The sequence below is a fragment of the Kitasatospora sp. NPDC085895 genome, from assembly GCF_040702125.1.
In the GTDB taxonomy this organism is placed as follows: Bacteria; Actinomycetota; Actinomycetes; order Streptomycetales; family Streptomycetaceae; genus Kitasatospora; species Kitasatospora arboriphila.
Window position 1 is genome coordinate 24,738 of record NZ_JBFBJY010000052.1, and the last position, 14,216, is coordinate 38,953.

Annotated in this window: 12 protein-coding genes and 2 pseudogenes; 7 read left to right on the forward strand and 7 right to left on the reverse strand. The window is 71.8% G+C overall.

Going from position 1 to position 14,216, the window contains the following annotated elements:
- Nucleotides 1-247: 247 nt before the first annotated feature.
- Nucleotides 248-403 carry a DUF6131 family protein gene (locus AB0442_RS27440; RefSeq protein ID WP_366166093.1) on the reverse strand — a complete coding sequence of 52 codons (156 nt, stop codon included), beginning with the start codon at nt 401-403 and terminating at the stop codon, nt 248-250.
- Between the two features lie 1,602 nt (nt 404-2,005).
- Between AB0442_RS27440 and AB0442_RS27445 the strand changes: the two genes are divergently transcribed.
- Both AB0442_RS27445 and AB0442_RS27450 read left to right on the forward strand, forming a co-directional pair.
- On the forward strand, nt 2,006-2,320 hold the full coding sequence (locus AB0442_RS27445; RefSeq protein WP_366166095.1) for a hypothetical protein: 315 nt from the start codon (nt 2,006-2,008) through the stop codon (nt 2,318-2,320).
- A 134-nt stretch (nt 2,321-2,454) separates the two neighbouring features.
- Nucleotides 2,455-2,843 (forward strand): annotated as a pseudogene (locus tag AB0442_RS27450) (translationally-controlled tumor protein).
- Between the two features lie 295 nt (nt 2,844-3,138).
- Here the strand turns inward: AB0442_RS27450 and AB0442_RS27455 are convergent.
- Entirely contained in the window at nt 3,139-3,303 is a 165-nt protein-coding gene (locus AB0442_RS27455; RefSeq protein ID WP_366166133.1) for a hydrophobic protein, read from the reverse strand.
- 432 nt (nt 3,304-3,735) lie between these two features.
- On the opposite strand from AB0442_RS27455, the gene AB0442_RS27460 reads away from it, so the two are divergent.
- Entirely contained in the window at nt 3,736-4,113 is a 378-nt protein-coding gene (locus tag AB0442_RS27460) for a hypothetical protein (RefSeq protein ID WP_366166097.1), read from the forward strand.
- 269 nt (nt 4,114-4,382) lie between these two features.
- Here the strand turns inward: AB0442_RS27460 and AB0442_RS27465 are convergent, their stop codons facing one another.
- Complete coding sequence (locus tag AB0442_RS27465; protein WP_363546473.1) at nt 4,383-4,538, reverse strand: DUF6131 family protein; 156 nt, start codon at nt 4,536-4,538, stop codon at nt 4,383-4,385.
- Between the two features lie 285 nt (nt 4,539-4,823).
- Between AB0442_RS27465 and AB0442_RS27470 the strand changes: the two genes are divergently transcribed.
- The gene (locus AB0442_RS27470; protein ID WP_366166099.1) at nt 4,824-5,774 is read left to right on the forward strand and encodes a PRC and DUF2382 domain-containing protein; all 951 of its coding nucleotides are present in this window, start codon (nt 4,824-4,826) and stop codon (nt 5,772-5,774) included.
- Nucleotides 5,775-6,108: 334 nt separating this feature from the next.
- Nucleotides 6,109-6,557: pseudogene (locus AB0442_RS27475) on the forward strand (YhjD/YihY/BrkB family envelope integrity protein); the annotation flags it as partial.
- Nucleotides 6,558-6,812: 255 nt separating this feature from the next.
- Here the strand turns inward: AB0442_RS27475 and AB0442_RS27480 are convergent.
- The 4 genes from AB0442_RS27480 to AB0442_RS27495 form a co-directional block, all read right to left on the reverse strand.
- Nucleotides 6,813-8,432: a phospholipase D family protein gene (locus AB0442_RS27480; protein ID WP_366166100.1), complete on the reverse strand. Its 1,620-nt coding sequence runs from the start codon at nt 8,430-8,432 to the stop codon at nt 6,813-6,815.
- Between the two features lie 133 nt (nt 8,433-8,565).
- Nucleotides 8,566-10,089, reverse strand: coding sequence for an amino acid permease (locus AB0442_RS27485; protein WP_366166135.1), 1,524 nt, complete (start codon nt 10,087-10,089; stop codon nt 8,566-8,568).
- Between the two features lie 1,198 nt (nt 10,090-11,287).
- Nucleotides 11,288-11,848 (reverse strand): hemerythrin domain-containing protein, encoded by a 561-nt coding sequence (locus tag AB0442_RS27490; protein WP_366166101.1) that lies wholly within the window; start codon nt 11,846-11,848, stop codon nt 11,288-11,290.
- A 208-nt stretch (nt 11,849-12,056) separates the two neighbouring features.
- Complete coding sequence (locus AB0442_RS27495; RefSeq protein ID WP_366166103.1) at nt 12,057-12,542, reverse strand: DUF6328 family protein; 486 nt, start codon at nt 12,540-12,542, stop codon at nt 12,057-12,059.
- Nucleotides 12,543-12,653: 111 nt separating this feature from the next.
- Here AB0442_RS27495 and AB0442_RS27500 point away from each other — a divergent pair, with 111 nt between their 5' ends.
- Nucleotides 12,654-12,803: a hypothetical protein gene (locus AB0442_RS27500; protein WP_366166104.1), complete on the forward strand. Its 150-nt coding sequence runs from the start codon at nt 12,654-12,656 to the stop codon at nt 12,801-12,803.
- A gap of 242 nt (nt 12,804-13,045) precedes the next feature.
- Entirely contained in the window at nt 13,046-14,071 is a 1,026-nt protein-coding gene (locus tag AB0442_RS27505; RefSeq protein ID WP_366166106.1) for a PHP domain-containing protein, read from the forward strand.
- Nucleotides 14,072-14,216 lie beyond the last annotated feature (145 nt).

A 14,216-nucleotide genomic window follows, 5' to 3' on the forward strand; every position in this document is an offset into this window, starting at 1 on the left:
TCGCCGTCACCCTCGTGAGCCGCCGACCAGGCCGGCGGAACACGGAGCTGTCCAGCCCCTGCCTGCCAGCTGGGGACGCCTGTCACGGTGATCGTCTGCCATGCGTCCGCGTGTTCCCGCCGTGCTTGTCCCCGACCGGACGGTTCCGGACAGCAGCCCGGTGCCGTGGGGGACACGGCGCGGACCGGCGTCGGCGCCGGTGCGCCGATCGGGGGGCTGTGGTGCCTGCCTGCGTCGTGCTGGGCCGTCAGTAGTAGTGGCGGCGGCCGCCGACGGCGTGGCCGAGGGCGCCGGCGACCAGCAGGACGAGACCGATCACGGCGAGGACGATGCCGATGGTCCACAGGATCGAGATTCCGGTGGCGAAGCCGATGATGAGCAGGATGACGCCGAGGACGATCATGAGTTCTCCCGGTGCTGAGGGCTGACAGGTGCGAAGCGGCCCGTGGAGGCATGGCCGTTGTCAGTGGCGGCCCGCACCGAGGGTCCGGCGACCGCTTGCGGATCGGCGTATACCGCTCGACTGTGCGAGCAAACGCGCATCGGGTCGGTCCGGCGGGGTTGGGCGGTGGGGTTCGGGTAGGCGCGTGGATCCGGTCTCGAGCCGGACCGACCATTCGAGGAGTGATGGTTCGTGGATGCCACGACTGATCGAGACCGCCCGCGACGTGAAGGAGGACCTGCAGCAGCCGGCCCGGGAAGCCCTGGACTCCGTGAAGGCCACCGCCCAGGACGCGGCCCGGACCACCGCAGACAGCGGCCGACAGGCCACCGACTCGTTCAAGGCCGATACAGCGGACCACAGCCGACACCGGCCCTGGCGCCGTACGGACGGTAGGCCGACTCAGGATCAGAGGGCGCCGCGCGTGCGCAGCAGTGCCGCGGGGTGGGCCGGTTCAGGGAGCCCGAGGACGCGGGGACGGGAGGGATGGCGGCCGAGACCACTGTCTGGCATTGACGTGACTGTTCCTCGTCCAGCGGCGATCATGCGCGTGCCGGGATGACATGCCATCGGGTCCTGCCGGTGCCCGGTCGGGGCGCCGAGTATGGGCCGGCCGTTCGACCAGGACGTTTCGGGGGAGACGTTCGGCGCGCAGCGGGTGCTCAGTCGAAGGAGGTGGTTGCCGTGCCGCGAGGGAACCGGGATCTTGCGTCGCTGGCCGAGATCGTCGAGCCGGCGGATACACACGTGGACGAGGAGACGCGGGCACGGGCCCGCGCAGTGGTGGCTGCACACGCCCGCAACGCCGAGGACCTGCGGCTGCTGTTGGACGAGCTGGGACTGGGGACACCCCCGCAGTGAGCAGGTCTGCGCCGCACTGCTCGGCTCGCCGGCCGATGACGTCACACGGGCGGCGGCGGAACCCGGCAAGGCGACGAGCTGTAGCACCGCCGGCGTCGGAACGATCGGTCAGTAGTCGGCGCCCTCGGGTTCGGCGGCTGCCGGAGGCCATGCGGCCGGTTCCCCCGGCAGCCGCTGCACCTGGGCGACGTCCGTGTGCGTCAACAGTGCGGCCCGGACGACAAACGCCCTGCACCGCGGGGGCGCGGGCCGTGAGCGACACCAACCTTCCCGAAACACGTGCCTGACCGGTGGCCGGGCCGATGGGACGCCGATCCCGGGACGGGCGGGTGAGCGTGTGTCGTGGGTCCAGCCGCCGGGTCTGTCCCGCAGGACGGGCTGACGACCCGCACCATGGGGCAAGCCGAGCACTGCCCCAGCGCGCACCGATCCGACAATCTTCGATGCACTCTGTGGGGCGGGGGTAGCCGACCCGGGGCACGGGCACATCGCCGATATGGACGAAGGGGAGAAGAACGACGCCGGGAGCGCCGAAGCACAGGCCGCGGCAGACCGGCTGCCCGGCGAGATGCGAGCGGCGATCGCCGCAGTGCGCAGCCGCGCCGCGAGAATGCGTGAGCCCCAGCTGCCGGCCGAAGGAGAGAGCGAGCTGCCCGGCGAGGCTGCGGACACTGGACCGTAGGTCGGAGGGCGGTCCGCGCAGTGTCTGCGCCCACCGCCATCTCGTCGGCCGAGGTGGCGTGCCGGATCCGCGCCCCGGTGGGCCGTACCGTCGGTGGTGCGGGCAGCGCCGTCGCCTGCGACGTCGGCCCGGCTCTGCTGCTCCCCCTCCTGGCCGCCGGGCCCAACGTCGGCCGGACCATGCCGGGCATCTTCAACACCGACCGCACCCGTGCCGTCGCATCGCTGCACAGGCTGGCCGAACTGGACGTCGACACGGCGCTCTTCGGACACGGCGACCCCCTCGCCCACGGCGCGGCGGCCGCCCTCCGACGAGCAACCGAGGCAACGATGTGACCGAGGTCGCCGCCTGGGTGCTGCGCAGGTGAGAGCTGGTTCTGGCCCAACTTCTGCAGAGCGGTGACTCTCCGGACACCCGCTACGCCCACTCCACGCCGTGCTCGGCGAGGGAGGGCGGCTACGAGATCACGGTGGGCGGCAGCGTCGATCCCGGCATCGGGGCAAATCCGGAGGCGGACGGTGAGCCGGACGCCTACACCGAGGAGCTGATCGGCGTGGTGCACGCCCACCAGCTCATCCGCACATCGTTCGACGAGAAGGCGTACAAGATCTACATCAAGCAGTGTCCGAAGTCCGTGAAGGCGAGGCTGAACGAGACCACCCGAACTCCGTGGGGGAGTTCGAGACCGGCGCCACTGCACTGGTCAAGCAGGTCCTGGCCGATTTCGGCGCCTACGAGTTCTACACGGGCGAGAGCACGGATCCCGACGGCCCGGCTGCTCTCCAGAACCACCGGGCCGACGGCACCACCCCGTACCTCACCGTCATCAAGCACGGAGTCCGGGCGGAGAAGATGTGACACCCCGGCAGGCGCACGTGCTGCAGCATCCCCGTCGGCCCGTCCGCGGACCGTCGCGCTGACCTGCCCGGACACCCCACGGGCCGCCCGCCCGCCGTACCTGCACCCGGGCGGTCCACCAACCGCCCCGCAGGGTGGTCACGGTGCCGCGGAACGGTCGGCCCGTCCGCGCCCGATACTGCGCCAGGGTGTCCACCCGCGGCCTACGGCACTTCGCCTTGCCGCCGGTTGCGGTTCCACACCTGCCGCATGCCGAGCCGGTCCGGCCGCGCATGACGACATCAGGTGTTGGGCGTCACCAGCGGTACCAGCGGCCGCGGCCGGAGGTAGTGCCACGGGCGACGAAACCGATCAGCCAGACAGCCAGAACGAGGACGGCGACCCACCACAGAGCCTTGACGGCGAAGCCGGCACCGAACAGGAGCAAAGCGAGTAGCAGAACCAGAACCAGGGGAAGCACAGTGGTCTCCTTCACGGTTGACGGACTGATTGCGGGCACCGACTGCCCCGCGCGGCGCAATGCATGCCAGGCATGCCCCGCCCACGGAGCGCGGCCCCGCGGGGCGCTCACTGCCCCGGCTTTCGCCGGTCTTCTCCGCCGCGTTCGAGCACCCACCGATCGCGGTACGACGAACTCGTCGCCGACATCGCCTACACAGGTGGTTTGACCCTGCGGATCGGGGTGAGATTCCGTCCCGGGCAGTGTGGGAGAGAGGCCCGTGGCGGTGCACCCCCCTCACCGCCACGGGCCACACCCGCAGCCCGGCCCGATCCGGCTCACGGCCGCGCCTCGTTGAGTCCGCGCCTTCGGTGTGCTGCGCTGTGCGGCGTGGATCCGATGCCCGGACGACGTGCGGGGCACTGGCGGCAGGTGGCCCGCCGCGGGGTGCTCGTGACGGTTCTTGCCGCGGCCCTGGCGGGGTGCGGGCAGTTGTCGAACCGGGAGAACGCCGCGGCGGCGGTGGCCCGCGCCTTCGAGCAGGACGCCGCCCGCGGGGACGCGGCGGCGATGTGCGCCGCCCTGGCGCCGGGCACCCGCGACGAGCTGGAGGACCAGGAGAAGGAGGGCTGCGAGCAGGCCGTCGGCGGTCTCGGCCTGCCGGCCGGCGGTCAGCTGCGCCGGATCGACGTGTTCGGGCAGCAGGCCCGCGCCGTGCTGGAAGGAGACACGGTCCTCCTGTCCGCGTTCCCCGACGGTTGGAAGATCACCGCGGCGGGCTGCGAGCCCCGCCCCGAGATGCCCTACCGCTGCGATGTGAAGGGGGACTGACCGTGCGTGTCCTGTTCACCCTGTGCGTGGTCGTCGTGGTCGGCGGCCTGGCGCACTTCACCACGATCGGACTGCTGCAGCGATGAGCGCCACCGGCCGCTTCCTGCGGAACAACGGCCTGACCCTGGCCTTCGGCACGGCCTTCCTGTGCCCTGACCGAAGTGATCGATGCCGGCTCGACTCCAGCTCGGGCAGACCGGTGGAGGATCTGCGGCACCGGGTCGGCGTTGGCGTCGGCCAGAAGGAACGGGCATCGGCGCAGCGGTTGATCAGTAGTAATGGGTGCGGCCGCCGACGGCGTGGCCGAGGAGGCCTGCAACCCAGAGGATGAGGCCGATGACGGCGAGGATGATGCCGATGGTCCACAGGATGGAGATCCCGGTGGCGAAGCCGATGATGAGCAGGATGACGCCGAGAATGATCACAGGAGCCTTCTTGGATGTGTTGTGCGGTGGAGGGGCGGCGGTCCGGGGAGATGACCAGAACCGGGCCGCCGCCGGGGTGGGAACCGGTGCTCCCACCCGGTCCGCCTGCCTGCGGACTAGTACGTCTACCGCCGCAGGGGTGCGGCAAACAGAACCGGCGCGTGCTGCGGGAGGAAACGCCCGGTTTCCCGTTTGCCCTCCTTGGTTTTGCGCTCCTTCGGGGCGGACAGGCGCGGTGTCACGGGGGTGACCGAACCCGCGAACCGAGAGCCTGGGGAGGCCGTCGTGATCAGTGAAGAGCAGATCGGGACCGTGCTGGAGCACCCGGTGTACGACGTCGAGGGCAACAGGATCGGGGACGCGAAGCACGTGTTCCTGGACGACGCGACCGGGCAGCCGGAGTGGGTGAGCGTGAAGACCGGCCTGTTCGGGATGAGCGAGTCGTTCGTGCCGCTCAAGGACGCCCGCCTGGTCGAGGACCACCTGGAGGTGCCCTTCACCAAGGACAAGGTGAAGGACGCGCCGAACGTGGACGTCGACAGCGGGCTCCACCTGTCGGCGGCCGAGGAGCACCGGCTGTACGACTACTACGAACTGGCGTGGGACGAGGCCTGGCAGCGGGCGAACGAGCCCGGCGAGCACGGCTGGGCCCGCGACACCGACACCGGTACCGACACCGAAGGCATCGCCGGCACCGGGGGCACGGCCGGCACCGGCATGGGCGACCGCTCCGATGCGACCTCCGTGCGCGAGCGCGGGGAGGCCATGAGCAGGGGCGCTGAGGAGGCCGCCATCGGCGCCGGCCTGCGCGGCGGCGGCGACATGGACGAGGCGATGACGCGCTCGGAGGAGGAGATGCACGTCGGCACCGAACGCGTGGAGACGGGCCGGGCGCGCCTGCGCAAGTACGTGGTGACGGAGAACGTGCAGAAGACCGTGCCCGTGCGCCACGAGGAGGTCCGCATCGAGCGTGAGCCGATCACGGACGCCAACCGGGACGCTGCCATGAGCGGTGAGGACATCACCGAGTCCGAGCACGAGGTCACCCTGCACGCCGAGCGCCCGGTCGTGGCGACCGAGACCGTCCCGGTCGAGCGGGTCCGTCTGAACACCGAGGAGGTCGTCGAGGAGGAGACCGTCAGCGGCGAGGTCCGCAAGGAGCGGATCAAGGACGAGGGCGTCGAGGACGCCGGCCCGGACGACGAGGGAGGCCCCGGCACCGGCCGGCGCATCTGACCCCGCCCGCCGTGTCCCGCGAGCGCGCGCCGGTCCCGGCCGCCACGGCTGTCGCGCCCCAGGACGCGCAAGCGGCCGACAACAGCGGCCCGCCGCGCGCCTTCCCACCCACCCGAGCCGTACATGCCGTAGCGTCATGATCGTGGGGCGACGTGCTGCCGCTCCCGCTCCTCGGATGCCCGGCCCGGTCGCCCCTACTCGGGCGCGGCCGGGCCGCGCTGCGTCCATCGGAGGAACGCCGGCCGCGCGGCGGGGCGGGAAGACCGGGCGCTCTGCAGGGCATGACGGAGCAGCAGGAATCCGAAGTCGGTGACCGCCGCCGTGCCCGCGCCGGATGCTCCGGGCGGGGAGCCCGAGCAGGTCGGACCGGGCGAGGAGGTGGAGGCCCGGCACCCGAGGGCCCACCGACGTGCCCGGTCGGCGCTGGCTGGCGGTGCTCAAGCGCACCGGTAAGGAGTTCCTGGACGACGAACTGCCCGACCGGGCGGCCGCACTCAGCCACTACGGCGTGCCGGCGATTCTCCCCGCCCCGCTGCTGCTGGTCTCTGTGCTCGGCCTGGTCGGCACCTCCGCCACCACCCAGGTCCTGGACAACCTGCAGAAGCTCGCCCCGGCGCGGCCCGGGACATCCTGCGGACCGCGGTCACCCAGCTCCGGGGCAGCCGCGGCGCCGGCGGTGTGCTGGCCGTGGTGGGCCTGCTGGACGCCCTCTGGTCGGCGTTCGGATACATCGCGGCGTTCATCCGCGCGTCCAACGCGGTGTACGACATCCGCGAGGGCCGCAGGCGACCCCAGCCACCCCGCGAAGGGGCCGCCAGGCCCCGACCGGTCCCTCACGTCCGCCAGGACGTCCGCGTGGCGCCCCGTGACGGGGCGCCGTTCTGCGCAACCTGGACGGTTGCTGCGCCGTCCTACCGCGGGTGTGGTCGGGTTCCCGGCTCCCCGGAGGTGCTCCGGTGCCGTGCGAGGGGAGTGGGTTGGAACACCGGGACGGATGCGGGTGGTGCAGCGCTCTTCGGGCGGCGGTCGGGGTCGGGGTCAGTACGTGTTGTGGTGTCGCAGGCGGCGTGGTCGACCGTCGGGGTCGACCAGGAGCCGGTTGAGCGGGCGTGCGAGGGCGGTGGCGCTGCGGGAGAGGACCGGCGGCCGGTAGCTGCGCAGCCGTCCGGGTGGCCGTGGGCCGCGGCGGCCGGAGTCGTGCCAGGCGTCGAGGTCCGCCGCCGACCGGGCGAAGGCTTCGAAGGCGGCGAGCGGGTCGCACAGTTCGGCCGTGGCGGCGGGGTCGTCACCGACGTCCAGGTGTTCCCGGGCCAGCCGCAGTCGGAGTTCCCGGGCGAACCGGCGGGCACCGTCGCCCAGCCCGCCCGGGTCGGTGGGTGGGCGCCTGTCGGGAGTGTCGTCCAGGACGGCGCAGTTCAGTTCCGAGTCGTGCGTCCAGGAACGCAGGTTGATGTTGTCGGAGCCGACCGACGCCCACACGTCGTCGACGACGCAGACCTTGGCGTGCACGTAGACCGGGGTGCCCGCGTGGTTCTCGACGCCGTACACGGCGACTCGGTCGCCGCCGGCGCGGCGCAGTTCCTGCAGGGCGCCGATCCTGCCGACGAGGTTCATCGGCAGGGTCAGCCGGCCGTCCTGATCGGGGACCGACGGGATCACCGCGACCAGGCGTAGCCGGGGGTTGTCGGCCAGCGCGCGGGCAAAGCACTCCACGACTCTCGGCGACCACAGGTACTGGTCCTCCAGGTGGACGAGCGTCCGGGCGCGCTGCAGGGCCTTCTGGTAGCTGCGGGCGATGCTGCGCTCGCCGTCCGGTGCGAAGGGGTAGCCGCGGAGCAGTCGGTTCGGGTAGGTGCGCAGCACCTGGACGGTGTGCGGGCCGCAGACGGGCGGGTCGGGCAGTTGCTGCGGTAGCCGTCCGGCGCTCTCGTCCTCGTGGTGGAGGAGGCTGCGCAGGCGGGTGAGGGGGCTGCGGCTGAGCGGTGCCGGGTCGTTCCAGCGTTCCCGGAAGCACGTTTCCAGGTCGCCCACGGCGGGGCCGTGGACGGCGAGTTGGACGTCGTGCCAGGGCGGGTGAGGGCCGTAGGCGGCGGCGATCGGCTGCGCGTTCGGGTCGCCGTGGTGGCGGGCGTCGTCGCCGCGGTTGTGGCACAGGTCGATGCCGCCGACGAATGCCGTGTCGAGGCCGATGCGGCCGGGGTGGCGGAGGACGACGAGTTTCTGGTGGTGCGCGCCGCCGGGGCGGACCCGCATGTCCAGCAGGCACTCGCCGCCGGCTCGTTCGATCTCCTCACCGAGGTGGCGGTTCTCGCGTTCGCTGAACTGCAGGCGGTCCAGGTGGGAGCGCCAGACCAGACCCTTGACGATGACCCCGCGGCGGGCGGCCGCGGCCAGCACGTCCCCGATCTCCGTGCCCGGGCCGGCCAGCCGCTCGTCGGGGTCGCCGCGCCAGTCGGTGAACAGCAGGAGGTCTCCGGCGCGCTGCCGGCCGGCGGCGGCCAGGAGTTCGGGGAAGTACTCGGCACCGTGCACCAAGGGCCGCACGAGATTCCCGGTGGACCAGGCTGAGCCGTCCGGACGGCGGCCGTCGAGCACCGTCGCCGGGTTGCCGCGCTCGCCGACGGTCAACAGCCAGTCGCCGGGGTGCACGGCTGCCACTCACCGCCGCTCTTGCTCGTCCCCACCCCTCCGACGCTACGCCACCGGAATGTGTCGCGCGCTCCCGGAGTTCCGGCCGGCCGCCCTCCGTGCGGCCCGTGTCCGCTTCACCACCGAATCCGCACTCGAGCGGTCAGTCCTCTCTCCTCGGGAAGGGTGCCGCGGGCAAGCGCAGGCGGCTGTGCCTGCGGCCGTACAGGAAGTACACACCCAGGCCGATCACCAGCCAGACCAGGAACCGCCACCAGGTGGCGACCGGCAGGTTGAGCATGAGCCAGAGACTGGCCAGCACCGATAGCACAGGAAGTGTCGGCACCCATGGGCAACGGAAGGCCCTGGGCAGATCGGGTCGGGTGCGGCGGAGTACCACCACGCCGACCGAGACCACGATGAAAGCGAACAGTGTGCCAATGTTCACCAGTTCCGACAATTCCTCCAGCGGGATCAGGCCGGCCATCACCGCCACCACCAGACCCAGCATCGTGAGCGCGTGTGACGGAGTTCCGAGGCGGGGGTTGACGGTGGAGAAGGTGCGGGGCAGCAGGCCGTCGCGACTCATCGCGAAGAAGACCCGGCTCTGGCCGAGGAGCAGAATCATCGTGACGGAGGTCAGGCCGGCGACCGCGCCCACGTCGATGATGTCGGCGAAGGCGTGCTGGCCGACCGCTTTGAAGGCGTCGGACAGGGGCGCGTCGTCGGAAAGCCGGGTGTACTTCTGCATGCCGGTGACCACGGTGGCGACGAGCATGTACAGCAGGGTGCAGATGAGCAGCGAAGCGATGATGCCGCGCGGCATGTCCCGCTGCGGGTTACGGGTCTCCTCGGCGGCGGTGGCCACCACGTCGAAGCCGATGAAGGCGAAGAACACCACGGCTGCCGCGGTGAAGATGCCCATCACGCCGAAGTCGGTCGGTGTGTAACCGAACAGCACCTGTACGAGCGGCGCCTTGCCACCGGTTCCGGCTGCCGCTTCTTCGGCGGGCGGCAGGTAGGGGTGGTAGTTGGCAGCTTTCACGAAGAAGAGGCCCGCCACGATGACGATCAACACCACTGTGACCTTGATCGCCACGATGACGCGGGTGATCTCCGCGGACAGGTGGACGCCGATGACGAGGATCCCGGTCAGGAGCAGCACGATCAGGACGGCCGGCAGGTTGAAGCTCCAGCCTCCGGTCTCCGCCCCGCTGAGGGCGTGCGGGAGCGTCACTCCGCCGCTGGCCAGCAGTGACTGGACGTAGCCGGACCAACCGACCGCGACCACTGCGGAGCCCAGTGCCAGTTCCAGGACCAGGTCCCAGCCGATGATCCAGGCGGGTAGCTCGCCGATGGTGGAGTACGCGAAGGTGTAGGCGGAGCCGGCCACGGGGATGGTGGAGGCGAACTCGGCGTAGCAGAGCGCGGCCAGCGCGCAGACCACACCGGCTGTGGCGAAGGAGAGCGCGACGGCAGGGCCTGCGTGGTTCTTGGCGGCCGTACCGGTGAGCACGAAGATGCCGGTGCCGATGACGACGCCGACACCGAAGACGGTGAGGTCGAGGGCCGATAGCGATCGCCGCAGCGAGTGCTCGGGTTCCCCGGCGTCAGCGATGGAGCGCTCGACTGACTTGGTGCGGACGATGTCGCGCCAGAAGGGTCGTGCCTCGGGTTCGGTGGCTATGGCGGTCTCCTCCGTTCAACCGGTCGGCCATTCGTACCCGCGGCACGCAGTCCGGTCACGGGACGGCGGCGGTGTTCCACCCATCGGCTCTGCGTCGTGCAACCCGCCGCTCGGATCCGCGAGGAAGGCAGGCGGGCTGTTGCCGGCGTCTCCCATGGGCTTGCTCGGCCGCGACCAGGGCGCCTGGTGCCGGGCCGGAGGCGGGGACGTCTTCGCAGTGCACGTCGGGTGTGACCAGTACGTGTACCTCGGCAGCGCCCGGCCCCGTGCGGGCATCGTGGCCGTATCGGTGATGACCTCCCGCTGAGCAATGCTCAGGACCTGTGGCCCGAGCGGGTCGTGATCGACTTGCACGAGCATGCCTTTGGGTGGCTGGTCTTCCGGCAGCGGGTGGAGTACGTCCGCAGTCGCGACCTCGGGGGACCTGCTCATGGGCCGGGGACCGTATCTGGTTGACCGACAGGACGGGAGCATCCACCACGTCCCGGTCACCGCATTTGTGGATGACCGCTGGGAGGAGCTCCACCTCCAGCAGGTCAAGGGCGTCCGGCCGCCGGACGAGCCCGATCCACTGATCACGGCTGTCCGGGCACTTGTTCGCTCCGAGGGGATGGTGGCCGCGATGCGCCACCTGCGCAGGCGGGCACCGCTGCGGGGACCTCACCGGGTGAAGGCGGCCACCCCTGGAACTCCGAGCCGGCTTGGTGCTGACCTGGGACGGCGGGTGTCCGTACGCGGGTGTGCACGACGACTCCCCGGTGCTGCCGAGACAGCGGGAGGCTGAAGCCGAGGCCACGGACGGTGTCAGGTGGCGCCCGGAACGCCCGGTGACAAAGTGCGCTGTCGTCGCTCTGACCCGCAGCGCGGAGCCTCGGGCAAGCCCACCGCAGTGTTCCCTTGCAGCAGCTTTCCGCCGTCGGCGCCACCGCCGCGGCCCGCCTTGTGACGCATCAGGACAGCGGGCTCGTCCCGGGAGCCAGGAGGGCAAGGAGTCGGGGCCGGTGAAGGGCCGCGACGTGTTCGAGGAGGTCGGGGTGGCGGAGCAGGGGTGCAGCGGCGGTGTCGCGCTGGGCCGGCAGGGTCAGACGCCGCGGGCCGCCGGCGACCCCGGCAGGACCGGACGGGCGAGAGTCCGCCCGTCCGGTCCCGCCGTCCGCGCGACTCCGCACCGGGGAGCCGTCCGTGGGGCGCCTGGAGGTCAGGATGTGCCGCGGCCGGTGACGAAGTCGCGGGCCCGGTCCACCAGGCCGGCGCCGGGAGCCAGGAGCTTGCTCGCGGTGGGGCTGCTGGGCGCCGCGGGGTGCGGCCGGGTGGGAGCCATGGCCTTGGCACGGCGGATCTTGTCGCCGAGGTCGTCCAGCATGTCGGGCGTACAGGCCCGCTCCATCATCGGGAACAGGTTGTTCTCCTCGTCGCGGACGTGGGCGGTGACCTCGTCCATGAGCTGCTGCAGCAGCGGCCGGAACGAGGCGTCGCCGGTGTCCATGCCCTCGAGCTGCTTCAGGATTCTCTCGACCCGGCTGTGGTCGTCGATCTCCTTGTCCGCGATCCGGTCCCCGCCCTCGAGGTGCTCGCGCACTGCCGGGTAGAGGTACTGCTCCTCGGCGACCGAGTGCCGCACCAGCTCGATCGTGACCTCGTCGACCATGTCCCGCAGCTCCTGGCCGCCGGTGCTCATGGCCTTGATCCGGCCGAACATCTCCTCGACCTCGCGGTGGTCGGCCTTCAGCTCCATGACGACGTTCCCGCCGTGTCCCATGTGCCGGTCCCTTCTGCTTCCGGGCGGGCCTGTCCCGCCGTGCCCACAGACGTTCCCGCCACGCCCTGCGCCCCCGGTCGACGGGGCCTGTTCCACTCGAACGGCCCGCCGCAGCCGGTTGGCACGGGTCCCTGTGATGCGGTGAACGGCGCGGTGGCCGTGGACGAGAGACGGGTGTCCGCACGGCCGGCGCCCCGGACTGCGGGGTTCAGCCTCGGCGCTCGGCGCGGCGCAGGACGACCTGCGGGAGCAGCAGCCAGCACAGGGCGAACCACAGCAGGACCGCGCCGGTGAGGAACCAGGCCCAGCCGGTGGCGTCGAGTGCGGTGCGCAGCAGGAGCAGCAGGGCGGTGGTGATGGTGAGGGCGAGAAGGGCGAGGCCGGTGGTGATGAAGCGGCCGGCGACGCGGACGAGTTCGGGTTTCACGCCGTGCCCGATCAGGAAGCGGTGGAAGGCGACAGGGGCGATCAGGGTCGCGGTGGCGACCGCGCCGAGAACCACGGTGGCGACGTACAGGCGCCGGTCGAAGTCCGGCAGCGTGGTGAAGCGGGGTGTGAAGACGACGGACAGCAGGAAGCCGAAGAGGATCTGTGCGCCGGTCTGGCAGACCCGCACCTCCTGGAGCATCTCGTTCCACAGGCGGTCGGCGCGCTCGGACGGTGTCTCGTCGCGGTCGGGCTGGCTGTCGGGCATGATGCGCCTCCTGCAGTCGCTGGTGCGGGGTGGTGTGTGTGCCTGGCGCCGGGAGCGCCGGGAGCGCCCGGGGAGGTGCGGGCAGCGTGGGCGAGGAGTGGCACGTGCGCGGTGGGCGGCGAGGTCGTGGGCGGCTGCGCCGATGTCCTGCGCCTGCAGGACGCCGAGCGGGCCGCTGTCGCCGACGACCGCCGCCGCGCCCGGCTGCGCCGCGGCACGCTGCTCTGGTGCACCCCGTGGCCCTCCTGGCTCGGCCGGTGAGCGGACCAGGCCAGTCAAACCGGCCGACCGGGACCGGATGGTGTAACACGCAGCCCTGGATGCCAGGAGCCCCGCCAGGACCGGCCATCGGCCGAGGCAGCCCGAGAGGGACGGCGCCCGGCCGCATGGCTCGTCGCTTCCGAGCCGGGCGCAGTCCGGCGGTAGCCCCGGCCCCGGCCACCGGCCACCGGCTACCGGTGCGACCGGCGGTGGCCTTCGACCGCATGGCGAAGACTGGAGGCATGGATCCTGCCGAAGCGCTCCGCCGCATCGCGTTCCTCCTGGAGTGGCGCGGCGCCTCCCCCTATCGCGTCCGGGCCTTCCACACGGCGGCCGAGGCCGTCCGCGACCTGCCGCCGGGACCGGTGGACGCACAGGACGCCAGGCGCCTGCACGGCGTCGGCCCGGTGACCGCCGAGGTGATCGAACAGGCGTCGACCGGTGGGACGCCCGCCTACCTCGCCCGCCTGGAAGCGGAGATCGGGTCGGCCGCAACCGCGGGCTTGGCACTGCTGGAGGCGAGCGAGGGCGACTGCCATGTGCACTCGGACTGGTCGGACGGTGGCAGCCCGATCGAGGAGATGGCACAGGCCGCCCGCGCACTCGGCCACCGGTGGGCCGTCCTCACCGACCACTCCCCGCGGCTCACCATCGCCCACGGCCTCAGCCCCGACCGGCTGCGACAGCAGCTCGACGTCGTGGCAGATGTCAATACCCGGCTCGGCCCGGGCTTTCGGCTGCTCACCGGAATCGAGTGCGACATCCTGGACGACGGCTCACTCGACCAGGAGGACGAACTCCTCGCCCGGCTCGACGTCGTGGTGGCCTCGGTGCACTCGAAGCTCCGATCGGACGCCGGCCCGATGACCGCCCGCATGGTCGCGGCGGTGCGCAATCCCCTGATGCACGTGCTCGGTCACTGCACCGGCCGAATCGTCACCGGCCGCGGCCGCCCGCAGTCCCGCTTCGACGCGCAGGCCGTGTTCGCCGCATGCGCCGAGAACGGCACCGCGGTGGAGATCAACTGCCGACCCGAGCGGCGCGACCCGCCGGACGACCTGCTCCTTCAAGCAGCAGAAGCGGGCTGCCTCTTCGCCGTGGACACCGACGCCCACGCCCCCGAGCAGCTCCACTGGCAGTCCTCCGGCTATGCCCGAGCGGCTCGCGCCGGACTGGGCCCGGACAGGCTGGTGACGACCTGGCCCGCCGACCGGCTGCTCGAGTGGGCCGCGCATCCCGGCCGCCGGTCGACGATCCGCTCCCGCTGACCTGTAGCCGCCCCACCGGTTCGCCTTGTTCGTCGCCATGCAGCACCACGACCCGCCCGGCCACTTCATCCGCGCCGGCGACGGCACACCCCAACGCCGCGGGCCACTCCACGCCCACCACCGGCACCCGCTCCTGCCGGCGGTC

Bases quoted from the DNA above. Each gene is read 5' to 3' on its own strand.
- AB0442_RS27495 (WP_366166103.1), bottom strand. From the start codon at position 12,542: ATGCCCGACAGCCAGCCCGACCGCGACGAGACACCGTCCGAGCGCGCC.
- AB0442_RS27490 (WP_366166101.1), bottom strand. From the start codon at position 11,848: ATGGGACACGGCGGGAACGTCGTCATGGAGCTGAAGGCCGACCACCGC.
- AB0442_RS27440 (WP_366166093.1), bottom strand. From the start codon at position 403: ATGATCGTCCTCGGCGTCATCCTGCTCATCATCGGCTTCGCCACCGGA.
- AB0442_RS27505 (WP_366166106.1), top strand. From the start codon at position 13,046: ATGGATCCTGCCGAAGCGCTCCGCCGCATCGCGTTCCTCCTGGAGTGG.